Origin of the sequence: Arsenicicoccus sp. UBA7492, assembly GCF_002479615.1 — a bacterium.
In the GTDB taxonomy this organism is placed as follows: Bacteria; Actinomycetota; Actinomycetes; order Actinomycetales; family Dermatophilaceae; genus Arsenicicoccus; species Arsenicicoccus bolidensis.
On sequence record NZ_DLOE01000029.1, the window covers coordinates 1 to 15,661 of the forward strand.

Below are 15,661 nucleotides of genomic sequence, written 5' to 3' on the forward strand. Positions count from 1 at the left end.
GTCCATCGGTGGATCGAGGTTAAGAGACACGCCCTAGCCGCCGCGGCTCAACCCGACCCGCCCCGACAGGTCACGTCCCGTCGCCCAGCGGCCTCGGGCCCGACCCGCCCCGACAGGTCACATCCCGTCGGCGGCCGCCCTGGGCTCAACCCGACGCGCCCCGACAGGTCACGTCCCGTCGGGTGCCCGCCCTGGGCTCAACCCGACGCGCCCCGACAGGTCACGTCCCGTCGGGTGCCCGCCCGGAGCGGGGCTCAGGCCTCGACGCGCTCGAGGGACGGACGGAGGTCCTCCGCGGGCGGGGTCCAGGTGGCAGCCTCGGCGTCGACCTGCTCGCCGGACCGGATGTCCTTGACCGAGTCGGACGCGCCGTCGGCCCCGAGGAACCACACGAACGGGATCGAGCGACGGTCGGCGAACTTGATCTGCTTGCCGAACTTCGCTGCGCTGGGGGCGATCTCGGTGGCGATGCCACGACCGCGCAGCTCCGCGGCGACGGCCATCGCGCGGGAACGGTCCTCCTCGACGCCGAGCGCGACGACGACGCAGGTGGGCGTCGGGCGGGACGCACGGACCACGCCGGTCGACACGAGCCTGGCCAAGAGCCGGGACAGGCCGATCGAGATCCCCACCCCCGGATAGGTGGTGCGCCCGTCGGAGGCGAGGGCGTCATACCGACCGCCGGAGCAGATCGAGCCGTAGGACTCCTGCCCGACCAGCTGGGTCTCGTAGACCGTCCCGGTGTAGTAGTCCAGGCCACGCGCGACGCGCAGGTCGGCGACGAGGACGCCGGGGCGCTGGGCCATGGCGGCCTCCATGACGGCGGTGAGCTCGGCCAGGCCCTCGTCGAGGGTCGGGTGCGAGACCCCGAGCGCCCGCACCCGGTCGGCGAAGGACGTGTCGGTGGAGGAGATCTCGGCGAGCGCGAGGCACTGCCCGATCTGCTCGTCCGTCGCGCCGGCCTCCGCCAGGAGCTCGGTGACGCCCTCGGGCCCGATCTTGTCGAGCTTGTCGACGATCCGCAGGGTCCCGACGACGTCGGTCAGGCCGAGCCCGAGGTAGAAGCCCTCGGGGATCTTGCGGTTGTTGACCTGGATCCGGTACTCCCCGATCGGGAGCTTGCTGAAGACGTCGGCGATCACCAGCGGCATCTCCGCCTCGTAGTGCGCGGCCAGCGAGCCCGCGTCGACGATGTCGATGTCGCACTGGGTGAACTCGCGGAAGCGGCCCTCCTGGGGACGCTCGCCGCGCCAGACCTTCTGGATCTGGTAGCGGCGGAAGGGGAAGGTCAGCTTGCCGGCGTTCTCCAGGACGTAGCGGGAGAACGGCACGGTCAGGTCGAAGTGCAGGCCGAGCGCCTTGTCGGGGTCGCCTGCCTCGGCGTCGGGGTCGGTGGCGCTGCCGCCGTCGGCGTCGCCGGCCAGGCGGTGCACGCCGTAGATCTCCTTGTCGGCGTCACCGCCCTTGCCGACCAGGCGCGAGACGGGCTCGACGGCGCGGGTCTCGACGCTGACGAAGCCGTGCAGCTCGAAGGTCTCGCGGATGACGTCGAGGAAGAGCTGCTCGACGACGCGCTCGGCGGGCAGCCACTCGGGGAAGCCGGACAGGGGGGCGATCTTGACGCTCACGGTGGATCAGAGTCCTTTGAGATAGGGGTTGGTGGCCCGCTCGCGCTCCATGGTGGTCGCGGGGCCGTGGCCGGGCAGGATCAGGGTGTCGTCGGCGAGCGGGAGCACCACGTCGCGCAGGCTGCGCATCATGGCCTCGTGGTCGCCGCCGGGCAGGTCGGTGCGTCCGACGGAGCCGGCAAAGAGCACGTCTCCGGCGAGCACGGTGCGCTCGGCCTCGACGGGGATGCCGTCGGGCGTGCCGGGGAGCGTGAACATCACCGACCCCTCGGTATGCCCGGGCGCGTGCGCCACGTCGACGCCGAGCCCGGCCAGGTCGAGGTGCTGGTGGTCGACGATCGACTCGACGCGCGGCGGCTCGCGCCAGGACCACGCCCGCCCGAACTGCTGCTCGAACATCGCGACCAGCTGCGGGTCGAGCGAGGCGGCCGGGTCGGCGAGCCGATAGCGGTCGTCGGCATGGATGTATGCCGTCAGGTCGGCGTCGTCGCCCGTGGTGCACACCGGGGTCACCGAGTGGACGTGGTCGACGTGACCGTGGGTCAGCAGGACGGCGGCCGGCTTGAGGCGGTGCTCTGTGAGGACGGCGCGGAGCTGCTCGACCACGCCGATGCCCGGGTCGACGACGAGGCACTGCTCGCCGGCGGCCGGGGCCACGACATAGCAGTTGGTGGCGAAGGCCTGGGCGGGGAAAGCGAGTACGAGCACCGCGTCAGCCTACTGGGAGGCCGGGGACGCGCGGGGACGGGGCGTCGCCGGCGAGATCGGGTCGGCCGCGCCTCCCGCGGCCGGTGGGAGGGCAGGTATGGCGCCTCCCCGGCAACCGGAGCAGCCACTCTCGCCCTGTCGGCGAGATGTGTCCGCTGCAGGCGCGGCGGACGAGGCCTCGCGGTGGCCTTCCCTAGACTCGGGCGCGTGACGAGGGAGCAGGAGCGCGCGCGGGCCAGGCGGCGCCACGACAAGGTCCAGGCCGCGCAGCAGCGCAAGGCGGAGAAGCGCGAGCGGACGCGACGCCTGGTGGCGGTGATCGCGACGGTGGCGATCGTGCTGGCGACGGTGGTCGGGGTGGCGCTGTCGATGCGGCCGCGCGGCGACTCGACCGATGCCGCCGGCGCCACGGCAGCGAGCACACCTGCGGCGACCCCGTCCGGCATACCTCCGTCCGGCGCCGCCGCCCCCACCGGCACCGCCTCGGGGCGCTGCACGACGCCGCCCGCGCTGCAGACCAAGCCCAAGCAGTTCACGGCCGTCCCGGACAAGGCGACCGCCGAGGGCGCGACCTGGGTGGCGACGCTGCGGACCAGCTGCGGTCCCGTCACGCTCGAGCTCGACGGCAAGGCCGCCCCGCAGACGGTCGCGTCCTTCCTGCACCTGGCCCGCGAGGGCTACTGGGCTCCAAGCCCGTGCCACCGCCTGACCACCGGGGGCCTGTCGGTCCTGCAGTGCGGCGACCCGACGGGCACGGGTGCGAGCTCCCCCGGCTACGGCTTCGGCATCGAGAACGCGCCCGCCGACGGCGCCTATCCCCGCGGGGTGATCGCCATGGCCCGCACGCAGGACCCCAACAGCAACGGCGGCCAGTTCTTCGTCGTCCACCAGGCCTCGACGCTGCCCACCGACGGAGGTGGCTACTCGATATTCGGCAAGGTCACCGGCGGGATGGATATTGTGGACCAGATCGCCGCGGCGGGGTCCGACGACTCCAACGGCCAAGGCGACGGCCGTCCGAAGACCCCGATCAGCATCCTCGAGGTCTCCGTCACCAAGAAGAAGGCATGACTGTGTCCGATCAGCCCGAGCAGCCGACCACCCAGCCCGTCGACGCCGAGGTCGACGCTGCCGTGTCGTCCGAGGCCCCGCAGGCCGCCCCCGCCGAGACCGGCGTCGAGGCGCCGGCGGAGGAGAGCGTGCCTGCCGACGCGGACAGCACCGTCGCCACCGAGACGAGCACCTCCGCGAGCGAGGGCAGCGACGTCACTCCCGAGGCCACCTCCTCCGCCAGCGAGGGCGTCACCATGGACGAGCCGGCCGCCGCGCCGGCCACCGAGGAGACCGCCCCCGCCGAGCAGGCTGACGCAGCGCCGGAGGCGACGCCCGCCGCCGAGGAGTCGGCTCCCGCCCAGGAGTCGGCTCCCGCCCAGGAGGCCACGCCCGCCGCCGAGGACGCCCCCGCGGCGGAGACTCCGGCGGCGGAGACTCCGGCGCCGGACGCGAAGCCCGCGGCCGCACCGGCCCCGAGCCCCGTCCCGACCCCGGCCGCGATGCCGAAGCCCCCGGCTCGTCCGGCCCCCGCGTCCCCGTCGGGCGTGCCGGCACCGATCGCCCCGCCCGCCGGCCCGCCGAGCAACGCGGCGACCTTCGGCCGGGTGGCCGAGGACGGCACCGTCTACGTCCGGACCCCGGACGGCGAGAAGGCCGTCGGTTCCTACCCGGGTGCGAGCAGCGAGGAGGCCCTGGCCTACTTCGCCCGCAAGTACGACGAGATGTGGGCGGCGTCCGAGCTGCTCTATCACCGCGTGCTGCAGACCGGCCTGTCCGCCAAGGAGGCCACCGAGGACCTCGCCAAGCTGCGCGAGCACATCGGTGAGGCCAACGTCGTCGGCGACCTGCCCGGCCTGGACGCCAAGGTCGAGTCCATCGCCACCGCCATCGAGGCGCGCCGTCAGGTGGAGGCGACCGAGCGCGCCGCCGCCCGCGACCAGGCCCGCACCGAGCGCGAGGCGATCGTCGCCGAGGCCGAGAAGATCGCGGCCCAGGACCCCGCCAAGACGCAGTGGAAGGCGAGCGGCGCCCGCATCCGCGAGCTCCTCGACGACTGGAAGAAGCACCAGCGGTCGTCGGTCAAGCTCGACCGCGAGTCCGAGAACTCCCTGTGGCAGCGCTTCAGCACGGCCCGCAACTCCTTCGACAAGGCCCGCCGGGTCTACTTCGCCGAGCTGGAGTCCACCCAGTCCGAGGCCAAGGCCGCCAAGGAGAAGCTCGTCGCCGAGGCCGAGAAGCTCTCGGCCAGCAAGGAGTGGGGCCAGACCGCGGGCGCCTTCAAGCGCCTGATGGACCAGTGGCGCAAGGCCGGTCGCGCCGGGCGCAAGGAGGACGACGAGCTGTGGGGCCGCTTCAAGGCCGCCCAGGACGCGTTCTTCAACGCCAAGGACGAGGTCTCGGCCGAGGAGGACAAGGAGTTCCGCGCCAACCTCGAGGTCAAGGAGGGTCTGCTCGAGCAGGCCCGGGCGCTGCTGCCGATCAAGGACCTCAACGCCGCCAAGTCCGCGCTGCGCACCATCCAGGACAAGTGGGACGCCGCCGGCAAGGTCCCCCGCTCCGAGATGGGCCGCATCGAGGGCGAGCTGCGCAAGGTCGAGCAGACCGTGCGTGACGCCGAGGACGCGAAGTGGAAGAAGTCGAACCCGGAGGTCAACCACCGGGCGTCGGCCTTCGCCGAGCAGATCGAGAAGGCGCTGGAGAAGGAGAACAAGGCCCTCGACAAGGCCAGGGCCTCCGGCGACGAGAAGAAGATCAAGGCCGCCGAGGAGTCCCTCGCCTCCCGTCGGGCCCTGCTCGAGATGGTCCACAAGGCCCAGGCCTGACCTACCTCAGGTAGGCACATCCGCCCGACTTCGCACGCCACGGGGATGTGACGAAGCCCGGCCGACGTGTCGAGGTCAGGCTGATCCGGCCAGGGGCCCGCACCCGCGAGGGGGCGGGCCCCTCGGCATACGGCCCGGGTGGATCGTCGACCGAGGCCCGGCCCCCCGGCGTGATCCACCGATCGGTGGAGGATCGGTGTGGCCACCCGGTCGATGCCGCCGGGGTGGGTCCGCGAGCACGCTGGGGACATGTCCCTCATCCACGTCTCGTCCCTCACCAAGTCGTATGACGCCCGACCGGTCGTCCGCGGCGTCGACCTCGACGTCGAGGCCGGCGAGATCGTCGGCGTCCTCGGCCCCAACGGCGCCGGCACGTCGACCCTGGTGGAGTGCATCGGCGGTCTGCGCCGCCGCGACTCCGGCACGGTCCGCGTCGACGGGCTTGACCCCGACGACGACCCGCCCGCGCTGCGCGCCATCCTCGGCATGCAGCTGCAGGAGGCTCGCCTGCCCAAGAAGACGACGCCCCGCGAGGTCCTCGACCTCTACCGCTCCTTCTATCCCGCCCCTCGGGACACCGACGAGCTGCTCGCACGCTTCGGTCTCTCGGTCCAGGCGGACCAGCGCTTCGAGCGCCTCTCGGGCGGCCAGCAGCAGCGGCTGTCGGTGGCCCTCGCCCTGGTCGGCAACCCGCGCATCGCCATCCTCGACGAGCTGACCACCGGTCTGGACCCGGCCGCGCGCCGCGAGATCTGGGCCTTCCTCGCCGAGCTGCGGCGCGACGGCGTCACGATCCTGCTGGTCACCCACTTCATGGAGGAGGCGCAGCACCTCTGCGACCGCGTCGCGATCCTCGACGGCGGCCGGGTCACGGCCTTCGACTCCCCCGACGCGCTCGCGAGCGCAGCCGGCGGCGTCCAGCGCATCCGGTTCACCCCGTCGCGGCCGCTCGGAGGGCAGGAGACCGCCCGGCTGCTCGACCTGCCCGACGTCACCGACCTGACGGTCGACGGCGACCGCGTCACCGTCACGGGCGGCGAGGACGCGGTCGGCGCCCTCGTGACCCACCTCGCGGCGATCGGGGTCAGCGCGCGCGGGCTCCGCGTCGAGGCGCCCAACCTGGACGACGCCTACCTGTCCCTCACCACCCCGCGCCGATCCGAGGACCAGCGATGACCTCCACGCCCTCCACGCCCTCCACGCCCTCCACGCCGTCCGCCCCGTCCAGCACCGCCACCCCCGCGAGGGTCGCCCCGCCACCCCGCCGGTCGGCGCTCGGGGCCATGACCGCCAACGAGTCCCGTCTGCTGCTGCGCGAGCCTGGGCTGGTGGTCTGGGCCGTGCTCATCCCCGTGGTCGCCGACGTCGTCCTGGCTCTCGTGCCCGCCACCCGCGCCGCGTCCGCGGACCTCGGCGGCTGGAGCTTCTCCCAGGTCTACCTGCCGGTGCTCGTGCTGTTCACGGCCAGCCTGCTCACGGTCCAGGGCATGCCCACGATCCTGGCGCAGTACCGCACCGACGGCGTGCTCAAGCGCCTCCGCACGACCCCGGTCTCCCCCGCCGTGCTGCTGGGCGCGGTGATGATCTCACTCGGCGCGGTGACCCTGGTCGTGGCCGTCGCGATGGTGGCGATCCCGACCGTCCTGGGCAACCCACCGCCCGGCAACGTCCTGGCGTTCGCGCTCGTCACCGTGCTGTCCCTCGGCGCGTTCCTGTCCATCGGCGGTCTCGTCAGCGCGCTCGCCACCAACCCCCGCATGGCCACCGGGGTGGGCACGGTCCTCACCTTCGTCCTGTGGTTCTTCGCGGGGATGTGGGTGCCGCGCTCGGTGTTCCCCGAGCTGCTCGCACGGATCGCGGACCTCACGCCGAGCGGCGCCGCCTCCGGGGCGATGCTGGACGCCCTGCACGGCTCGTGGCCCTCGCTCGCGCAGCTCGCGGTGCTCGTCGCCTGGACGGTCGTGCCCGCCGCGGTGGCCGCCCGCGCCTTCCGGTGGGAGTGATCACGCGGGCGGGGCGGCATACGGCCGGAGGGAGGATGATGGCGAGCATGGCCAGCACGATCGGCGTCGCCGCAGCACCCGCATCGCTGCCCCAGGCGGGCGGCGCCTCGCGCAGGCTCCCCGGATCGCCTTGGCGCTGCTCGTCTTTCGCGGGTGGTGGGAGCGCTGGGGCGCGCACGGCAGGGTGTCCGGGACGTTGGGTTTCGTCCTGCACTCGCTGGCCTGCCTGGCCCTGTGCGCGCTGCACCCGCTCTACGGCTTCTACGCCTTCGTGGGCTACTTCGACGCCGTCCGCGTCTTTCGCTGGCCCGTCCTGTGGCTGGGCATCCTCGCCGTCGCCACCGCCACCGGACTGTCCCAGGCGGGGGGCGTGCACGGCGTGTGGGCGGTGCCCTGGCTGTATGTCCTGATCGTCCTGATCAACGCGGGGCTCTCGGGGACGATGATCGCCGTCGAGCACCGCCGTGAGGAGGCCGTGACGCGGCGGGAGGAGGCGATCCGGCTCCTCGAGACCGCCCAGCGCGAGAATGCCGCCCTGCAGGCGCAGCTCGTCGCCCAGGCCCGTGAGTCCGGGATCCTCGAGGAACGGGCCCGTCTGTCGCGCGAGATCCACGACACCGTCGCCCAGGGCCTGCTCGGTGTCATCACCCAGCTCGAGGCCGTCGACGTCGCCGACCCGTCGACGCAGGCCCGCATCGACCGGGCCGGGCGAGCGGCCCGCGAGAGCCTCGCCGAGGCCCGCCGGGCCGTCGTCGCGCTCGCGTCCCCGCACCTCGACGGCGCGGACCTGCCGACCGCCCTGCACGGCCTGGTGCGCCGGTGGGGCGAGAGCGCGGACGTCGCCGCCACGATGGTCGTCGAGGGGCCGCCCGGCCCGAGCCCGCACGACGCGGAGCTGGTGCGCATCGCGCAGGAGGCGCTGTCCAACGTCGCGCGCCACGGGGACGCACGGCGGGCGACGCTCACGCTGACCTTCACGCCCGAGGAGGTGCGGCTGGACGTGCGCGACGACGGCCGGGGGTTCGTGGTGGCGGACCCCGTCGACGCCGGCTCCAGGGCCACCGGCCCAACCGACACCGGCCACACCCGCCCGGTCGACCCCGTGGGCTCCCACGCCCATCGCGGGCACGGCATCGCGGGCATGCGCGCGCGCCTCGAGCGGTGCGGTGGCTCCTTCGCCGTCGAGAGCGCCCCCGGTCGCGGGTGCGTGGTGAGCGCGGCGGTGCCCCGATGAGGCCCGATCACGACCCCAGCAGCCCTGCCTGTGCCGGCTCCCCCGACCGACCCTGCGCGCTGTCGGTGGTCGTCGTGGACGACCACCCCGTGGTCCGCGACGGGCTGCGCGGGATGTTCGAGCGCGAGCCCGACGTCGAGGTGGTCGGGGAGGCGGCCAGCGGCCCGGAGGCGCTCGCGGTCGTCGCGTCGCTCACCCAGGCGGGCCGCGCCCCCGATGCCGTGCTCATGGACCTTCGTATGCCGCTCGGCGACGGCATCACGGCGATCCGCGAGCTGCGGGCGCTCGATCCGGCCCGCCCCCGCATCCTCGTGCTCACGACCTACGACACCGACCGGGACATCGTGACGGCCATGTCGGCCGGCGCCGACGGCTACCTCCTCAAGGACACCCGCCGGGCAGACCTGGTCCGCGCGATCGTCGACCTGTGCGCCGGCCGCACCGCGCTCGCCCCCGGGGCGCTGGACGCGCTCACCGGACGCCGCTCCGGCGCCGGCACCGAGTTGACGACGCGCGAGCTCGAGGTGCTGCGGGTCATCGCCCGGGGTGGCACCAACCGCAGCGCGGCCGAGCACCTGCTGGTGAGCGAGGCGACGGTCAAGACGCACCTGGTGCACGCCTACGCCAAGCTCGGGGTCGGCGACCGCGCGGCCGCGGTGCGGGTCGCCTACGAACGAGGTCTGCTGTAACCCAGACCACGGCGCACGCGCCTCGAACCACTTGTTCTAGTTGATCTAGAACAACTATGGTTGAGGGGTGCTGATCACCATCGACCCCGAGTCGACCGAGCCGCTCTACGGACAGCTCGTGTCGCAGGTCCGCGGCGCCATCCTCCGCGGTGACGTCGGCCCCGGCGACAAGCTCCCGAGCGCCCGCGACCTCGCCTCGAGCCTCGGGATCAACATGCACACCGTGCTGCGGGCCTACACGACGCTGCGCGACGAGGGCGCCATCGAGCTGCGTCGCGGCCGGGGCGCCGTGGTCACCGCCAAGGGCCTGGACACGGCCGAGCTCGAGCAGTCCGCACGACACCTGCTCGACGTGGGCCGCCGCCACGGCGTCACCCTCGCCCAGCTCCACACGCTCCTCGACCAGGAGGCCTCGTCATGACCAGCCGCACCACCCACCCCGGTCCGACCCCGGCCAGGCGTCGGGCCCTCGCGGTCTGCCTCGTCCCGGCGATCGGCTGCCTCGGCGCGCTGGGCGCCCTGCTCGGCCTGTGGTGGCCGCGGCTGCCGGACCGCATGGCCTCGCACTTCACGCTGGCCGGCGTGCCGGACCAGGTCGGCGCCACCGGGACCCAGGTCGCCGGCTTCTGCGGCGCGCTCGTGGCGGTGGCGGTCGTCGGCGCCGTCGTGCTCACCCGAGCCCGGCCCGGCACGAGCGCCAAGGGGCTCGTGGCCGGCCTCGTCGCGGTCGAGGTCGTCCTGTCCACGGTGTTCGCCCTGGTCCTGCACGCCCACCTCGACCTCACCGACCCGTATGCCGCCCGCCTGCCCCTCCCGCCGGCCGCCGCAGGGGTGGCGCTGGGACTGCTCGCGGGGTGGCTCGCCGCCAAGGCCTGCCCGGAGGATCCCCCCGCCCCGGCGCCCCAGGCCCCACGCCTGCGGCAGGAGCTGGCGCCCGGCACCCGCGCCATCTGGATCTCCCGCACGGGGCAGGCGCGCTGGTTGAGCGTGGTCGTGGCGTCGACCTTCGTCGTGACCCTCGGACTCGCCATCCTGGACGGCGACCGGGCCGTCGCGTGGGTGCCGGTCCTGATCGCGGTGATCGCGCTGGCCTTCACGGGCTTCCGCGTCACCGTCGACCACCAGGGCCTGCGCTGGCGGGGCCGCCTGGGCCTCCCCCGCGGCCACGTCCCCCTCGAGGACATCGCCTCCGCCGAGGTCGTCCAGGTCGACCCGTCCCACTACGGCGGCTGGGGCTACCGCCTCTCCCCCGTGCACGGAACGGCCCTCGTGACCCGCGGCGGCTCGGCGCTGCGCATCACCCGCCGCGACGGCCGGCGGTTCACGATCACCGTCGACGACGCCGGGACCGGTGCCGCCCTGCTCGAGGCGCTCTCGCACCGCGCCTGACCACCCACGCCACACCACCACCCCACCCTTCCCGGCGCGTGACGCACCAGCCGCCACGCGCAGCTCCCGCACACCCTGATGGAGGTCCCCATGGACACCCGCACCCTCCTCGCCCTCGCACCCCTCGCGGCGCTCGCCCTCGGGCTCGTCGCGTGGTGCCTGGTCGACATCGCCCGCAGCCGGCGCACGCGACACCTGCCGCGCTGGGCCTGGGCCCTGCTCTGCCTCGCGTCCTTCCCCGCCGGCGTCGTCGCCTACCTGCTCCTCGGCCGGGAGCCGCGCTCATGAGCCTCGCCGTCCGCACCGAGCGTCTCGGCATCGACTTCGGCGGCGGCGTCGGGCTGCACGACGTCGACCTGCGCGTCCCCGAGGGCGGCGTCCACGCCCTGATCGGCCCCAACGGCGCCGGCAAGACGACGTTGTTCAGCCTGCTCACCGGCCTCGCGCGGGCCAGCACCGGGACCATCACGACCAGCGGCCGGATCGCCTACTGCCCCGACACCCCCGAGCACGAACCCTGGCTCACCGCAACCGAGGTCGTCGCCCAGTCCCGCAGCCTGGCCCGAGGCCCCGGTGGTCCGGCCCAGGACCGCGAGGTCCTCGACCGGTGCGGTCTCGGGAGCGCGGCCGGCCGTCGCGTCGGTGCCTTCTCCCGCGGTATGACGCAGCGCCTCGGCCTGGCCGCCACCATCGCCACCGGGGCCGCCATCCTCGTCCTCGACGAACCGACCTCGGCCCTCGACCCGTTCGGGCAGGCCGACGTCCTGGACCTGGTCCGCGACCTCGGCCGCGACCGGACGGTCCTGGTCTCGAGCCACTCCCTGGCCGCCGTGGAGCAGGTGGCCGACACGGTCGCGATCCTGCACGAGGGGCGGCTGCGGTGGCAGGGGACGCTGGTGGACCTGCTCGGGTCACGGCTGCGGCCCGCCTGGCGCGTGCGCACCACGTCGACGGCGGCGGCCGAGCGACTCCGCCAGGCCCTGGCCGGCTCACCGGGCGTCACCGCCGTCGCACCCGACGGCACCGTGGGCGTCGCGGTGACCTACGCCGACGTGGACACCGGGCTGCTCGCCCTGCCCCAGGCGCTGGCCGCGTCAGGGGTGCCGATCGTGTCGAGCGTCATGCAGGCGAGCGACCTGGACGGCGCCTTCGTCTCCCTCCTCGCGGACCTGGACCCGGATCTCGATCCGGGTCTCGACGACCGTCACGCCGGAGGGGCCCGATGAGCGCCTGGCGGGTCGAGTGGCTGAGGCTGGTGCGCACGCCGCGGCTTGCGGCGCTGCTCCTGGTCTTCACCTTCCTCGGCCTTGCCCAACCCGTCTTCGTGCGCTACGGCCCGCAGATCGTCGAGCGGCTGGGCGCCGGCGGCGGCGCCGGGATCCAGCTGCCGCCGCCGAGCGTCGAGCAGGCCCTGACCGCCTACCTCGGGCAGGCGGGCGGTCTCGGGATGCTCGTGGCGGTCGGCATCACGGTCGCGGCCTGCGCGGTCGACGCCAGCTACTCCCTGGCCGTCTACTACCGCACGCGATCCAGCCTCGTGTCCCAGCTGGTCCCGCGCCTCGTCACGGCCTGGGCCGCGGCGGTGGCGGCGTTCACGCTGGGGCTCGGCGCGGCGGCATGCGAGACCGTCGTGCTCATCGACCCGATCGGCCCGGCCACCCTGGCCCGGTGCTGGGCCGCGGGGGCGGCCTTCCTCACGCTCGCCTGCGCGGGAGCCCTCCTGGCGGCGGTGCTGAGCCGCAGCGTGCTGGCCGGGTTCGCCTGCGTGGCAGGGACGTTCATGGTCCTGGTGCCGCTGCTCGGGGCGGTGCCGACGCTGCGCCCCTGGATGCCCACGCCGGCCCCCACAGGCCTGCTCGACGCCCTGCCCTGGCGTCCCGTCCTGGTCCCCGTCGCGCTGGCGGTGGCGCTCGTGGCCGCAGCGCTGCTCGCCGCCCGGGACAAGCCGCTCCCCCGGCACTGACCCGCGGGCCGGGGTCAGGCCAGGGCGGCGGTCGTCAGCTCGGACAGGCGGGACCGCTGCCGGCCGTCGGCGTCGAAGTTGTCCTCGGACAACCACTGCTCGTATGCCGGCCGCAGCCGCCGCCACTCGGCGTCCGTCATGGCGTACCACGCGGTGTCGCGGTTGCGGCCCTTGTAGACGACGGCGTGCCGGAAGGTGCCCTCGTAGGTGAAACCGTAGCGCACGGCGGCCCGGCGGGAGGACTCGTTGAGGTCGTCGCACTTCCACTCGAGGCGGCGGTAGCCGAGCTCGTCGATCGCGTGCCGCGCCATGAGGTAGATCGACTCGGTGCCGCCGCGGTGGTGCTGCATCTCGGGCGAGTAGACGATCGAGCCGATCTCGATCGACCCGTTGACCGGGCTGACGTTCCAGTACGACGCGGTCCCGACCACGCGGCCGGTCTCGTTGCCGATGATGGCCAGCGGGACGGTCGTGGGGTTGCGCATCTGCTTCTGGACGTAGGCGCCGAGCTCGGTGCTCGTGCGGAACGGCCCGGCGGACATGTAGGTCCACAGCGGCTCGTTGCCCTCGCCGCAGGTGAGCTCGAACATGCTGGGCACGTGGTCCAGCGTGAGGTCCACCAGGGTCACCTCATGGCCCTGCAGGCGCACGTCGCGGGGCAGGACGCGCGGGTGCCAGCCCCACACGTCGTCACCGATGGGCTGGCCGAACTCGTTGCTACGCACGGACTTTCCTCACTGCTGCTCGATCTTGCGGGCCCCGCCAACCCGGCTGACGTCAAAGACGCCGTCGACCTTGCGGATGGCCCGCATGACGTGGTCGAGGTGCGCGGGGTCGCCCATCTCGAAGGTGAACCGGAAGGTCGCCACCCGGTTGGTCGTGGTTGACGAGCTGGACGACATGAGGTTGACGTGCAGGTCGGCGATGACGCGGGTGACGTCCGAGAGCAGGCGGGACCGGTCGAGGCCGTCCACCTGGATCTGCACGAGGAAGACCGACGAGGCCGTGGGCGCCCACTGCACGTCGATGAGCCGCTCCGGCTCGGACAGCAGCTCGGCGGCGTTGGTGCAGTCCCGCAGGTGCACCGAGACGCCGTGCCCGCGCGTGACGAAGCCGATGATGTCGTCGCCGGGCACCGGGGTGCAGCACTTGGCCAGCTTGACCCACACGTCGTCCGTGCCGACCACGACGACGCCGGGGTCGGTCGCGCGCACGCGGCGGGTCCGGCGGGACGGAGACACCGTCTCGGCGGCGTCCTCGGTCAGCCCCTCCTCGCCACCGGCCTGCGCGAGCATCTTGGACACGACGTGCTGCGCGGAGATCGTGCCGCCACCGACCGCGGCATACAGCCCGCTGATGTCCTGGTAGTGCAGCTCGCGCGCCAAGGCGGTCAGCGACTCGGCCGAGGTGAGGCGCTGGACGGGCAGACCCTGCTTGCGCATCTGCTTGGCGATCGCGTCCTTGCCGGACTCGATGGCCTCCTCGCGGCGCTCCTTGGAGAACCACGCGCGGATCTTGTTGCGCGCCCGCGCGCTCTTGACGAAGTTGAGCCAGTCGTGGCTCGGGCCGGCGTCCGGCGCCTTGGACGTCAGGACCTCGACGACGTCGCCGTTCTCCAGCCGCGACTCGAGCGGGACGAGGCGACCGTTGACCCGGCCGCCGATGCAGTGGTGACCGACCTCGGTGTGCACGGCATACGCGAAGTCCACGGGCGTGGCCCCCGCGGGCAGGCCGATGACCTCGCCCTTGGGGGTGAAGACGAAGACCTCCCGCGTGTTGATCTCGAAGCGCAGCGAGTCCAGGAACTCCCCCGGGTCGCTGGTCTCCTGCTGCCAGTCGACCAGGGAGCGCAGCCAGGACATGTCGGTCTGGCCGTCGTCGGTGGGGGCCGCGGTGCCGGGGCCGTCCTCCTTGTACTTCCAGTGCGCGGCGACGCCGTACTCCGCCCGCCGGTGCATGGTGTGCGTGCGGATCTGGATCTCGACGGGGTTGCCGCCCGGGCCGATGACCGTCGTGTGCAGCGACTGGTACATGTTGAACTTCGGCGTCGCGATGTAGTCCTTGAACCGCCCCGGCACCGGCGTCCAGCGCGCGTGCATCGCGCCCAGCGCGGCGTAGCAGTCGCGGACCGACTCCACGAGCACCCGGACCCCGACGAGGTCGAAGATCTCGTCGAACTCCTTCCCCCGCACGATCATCTTCTGGTAGACGGAGTAGTAGTGCTTGGGGCGCCCGGTCACCGTCGCCTTGATCCGCGCCTGCGCCAGGTCGTGCAGCACCAGCTCGCGCACCCCGGCGAGGTACTCCTCGCGGGCGGGGGCGCGACCCGCGACGAGGTTCTCGATCTCGTCGTAGACCTTGGGGTAGAGCGTCGCGAAGGACAGGTCCTCGAGCTCCCACTTGATGGTGTTCATGCCCAGCCGGTGCGCGAGGGGGGCATAGATCTCGAGGGTCTCGCGCGCCTTGCGCTGGGCGGAGCTCGCCGAGACATAGCGCCAGGTCCGTGCGTTGTGCAGCCGGTCGGCCAGCTTGATCACGAGGACCCGTATGTCGCGGGCCATCGCGACCACCATCTTGCGGACGGTCTCCGCCTGGGCGGCGTCGCCGTAGTGGACCTTGTCGAGCTTGGTGACCCCGTCCACGAGGCGCGCGATCTCGTCGCCGAACTCGCGGCGCAGCTCGTCGAGGGAGTAGTCGGTGTCCTCGACGGTGTCGTGCAGCAGCGAGGCCGCGATGGTCGAGGGCGGCATGCCGAGGTCCGCGAGGATCGTGGAGACGGCGAGGGGGTGGGTGATGTAGGGGTCGCCGCTCTTGCGGAGCTGTCCCCGGTGGCAGCGCTCGGCCACGACGTAGGCGCGCTCGATGACGCTGGTGTCGGCCTTGGGGTGGGTCAGCTTGAGAGAGCGCAGGATCGGCTCGAGGACCGGGTTGGCGGACGTCCGCCCGCCGAAGCGCGCGAACCGCGCCCGCATCCGTGCCGAGCTCGGCAGCGGCACGGTGGGCTCGGACACCGCGGCGCTGGCCGCCGCTCCCGCAGGTGAGGGACCCAGCTCCGAGACGTTGGGGTCCGGCTCGGTGCGCAGGGCCGTGGCCTCGGCGTCGGGGCGAGACACCGGCAGGTCCGACCGGCTCCGCGCGTCCTGGTCCGTCATCCCGCCATCCTAGGCCGCG

General features: G+C 73.3%; 15 protein-coding genes. 11 read left to right on the forward strand and 4 right to left on the reverse strand.

What is annotated here, in order from left to right; all coding sequences use genetic code 11:
- Positions 1-254 precede the first annotated feature (254 nt).
- Positions 255-1,628 (reverse strand): histidine--tRNA ligase, encoded by a 1,374-nt coding sequence (gene hisS, locus B4E97_RS08735; protein ID WP_239266596.1) that lies wholly within the window; start codon positions 1,626-1,628, stop codon positions 255-257.
- Positions 1,629-1,634: 6 nt separating this feature from the next.
- Positions 1,635-2,336, reverse strand: coding sequence for an MBL fold metallo-hydrolase (locus B4E97_RS08740; protein ID WP_286959553.1), 702 nt, complete (start codon positions 2,334-2,336; stop codon positions 1,635-1,637).
- A gap of 207 nt (positions 2,337-2,543) precedes the next feature.
- On the opposite strand from B4E97_RS08740, the gene B4E97_RS08745 reads away from it, so the two are divergent.
- The 11 genes from B4E97_RS08745 to B4E97_RS08795 all read left to right on the forward strand — a co-directional run bounded on the left by B4E97_RS08745 (position 2,544) and on the right by B4E97_RS08795 (position 12,490).
- Entirely contained in the window at positions 2,544-3,407 is an 864-nt protein-coding gene (locus tag B4E97_RS08745; protein WP_239266592.1) for a peptidylprolyl isomerase, read from the forward strand.
- Positions 3,404-5,212, forward strand: a complete 1,809-nt coding sequence (locus B4E97_RS08750) for a DUF349 domain-containing protein (RefSeq protein ID WP_286959555.1) — start codon at positions 3,404-3,406, stop codon at positions 5,210-5,212. The genes B4E97_RS08745 and B4E97_RS08750 overlap by 4 nt, the downstream gene beginning before the upstream one ends.
- Positions 5,213-5,461: 249 nt before the next feature.
- The gene (locus B4E97_RS08755) at positions 5,462-6,388 is read left to right on the forward strand and encodes an ABC transporter ATP-binding protein (RefSeq protein ID WP_286956086.1); all 927 of its coding nucleotides are present in this window, start codon (positions 5,462-5,464) and stop codon (positions 6,386-6,388) included.
- A complete protein-coding gene (locus tag B4E97_RS08760) occupies positions 6,385-7,215 on the forward strand; it encodes an ABC transporter permease (RefSeq protein ID WP_286959556.1) in 831 nt (276 codons plus the stop codon). Before B4E97_RS08755 ends, B4E97_RS08760 begins: the two co-directional genes overlap by 4 nt.
- 130 nt (positions 7,216-7,345) lie before the next feature.
- Entirely contained in the window at positions 7,346-8,449 is a 1,104-nt protein-coding gene (locus B4E97_RS08765) for a sensor histidine kinase (protein WP_286956082.1), read from the forward strand.
- Positions 8,446-9,138 carry a response regulator gene (locus B4E97_RS08770; protein ID WP_286959557.1) on the forward strand — a complete coding sequence of 231 codons (693 nt, stop codon included), beginning with the start codon at positions 8,446-8,448 and terminating at the stop codon, positions 9,136-9,138. The genes B4E97_RS08765 and B4E97_RS08770 overlap by 4 nt, the downstream gene beginning before the upstream one ends.
- 67 nt (positions 9,139-9,205) lie before the next feature.
- Positions 9,206-9,559, forward strand: a complete 354-nt coding sequence (locus B4E97_RS08775) for a GntR family transcriptional regulator (RefSeq protein WP_286956078.1) — start codon at positions 9,206-9,208, stop codon at positions 9,557-9,559.
- Entirely contained in the window at positions 9,556-10,527 is a 972-nt protein-coding gene (locus tag B4E97_RS08780) for a DUF1648 domain-containing protein (RefSeq protein WP_286956076.1), read from the forward strand. The genes B4E97_RS08775 and B4E97_RS08780 overlap by 4 nt, the downstream gene beginning before the upstream one ends.
- A 90-nt stretch (positions 10,528-10,617) precedes the next feature.
- Entirely contained in the window at positions 10,618-10,815 is a 198-nt protein-coding gene (locus tag B4E97_RS08785; RefSeq protein WP_286959559.1) for a PLD nuclease N-terminal domain-containing protein, read from the forward strand.
- Positions 10,812-11,753, forward strand: coding sequence for an ABC transporter ATP-binding protein (locus tag B4E97_RS08790; RefSeq protein WP_286959561.1), 942 nt, complete (start codon positions 10,812-10,814; stop codon positions 11,751-11,753). The genes B4E97_RS08785 and B4E97_RS08790 overlap by 4 nt, the downstream gene beginning before the upstream one ends.
- Positions 11,750-12,490 carry a hypothetical protein gene (locus B4E97_RS08795; protein ID WP_286959562.1) on the forward strand — a complete coding sequence of 247 codons (741 nt, stop codon included), beginning with the start codon at positions 11,750-11,752 and terminating at the stop codon, positions 12,488-12,490. Before B4E97_RS08790 ends, B4E97_RS08795 begins: the two co-directional genes overlap by 4 nt.
- A gap of 14 nt (positions 12,491-12,504) precedes the next feature.
- On the opposite strand, the gene B4E97_RS08800 is transcribed toward B4E97_RS08795, so the two are convergent.
- Positions 12,505-13,215, reverse strand: coding sequence for a GNAT family N-acetyltransferase (locus B4E97_RS08800; RefSeq protein ID WP_019287582.1), 711 nt, complete (start codon positions 13,213-13,215; stop codon positions 12,505-12,507).
- 9 nt (positions 13,216-13,224) lie between these two features.
- Positions 13,225-15,642: a RelA/SpoT family protein gene (locus B4E97_RS08805; protein ID WP_414632790.1), complete on the reverse strand. Its 2,418-nt coding sequence runs from the start codon at positions 15,640-15,642 to the stop codon at positions 13,225-13,227.
- Positions 15,643-15,661 lie beyond the last annotated feature (19 nt).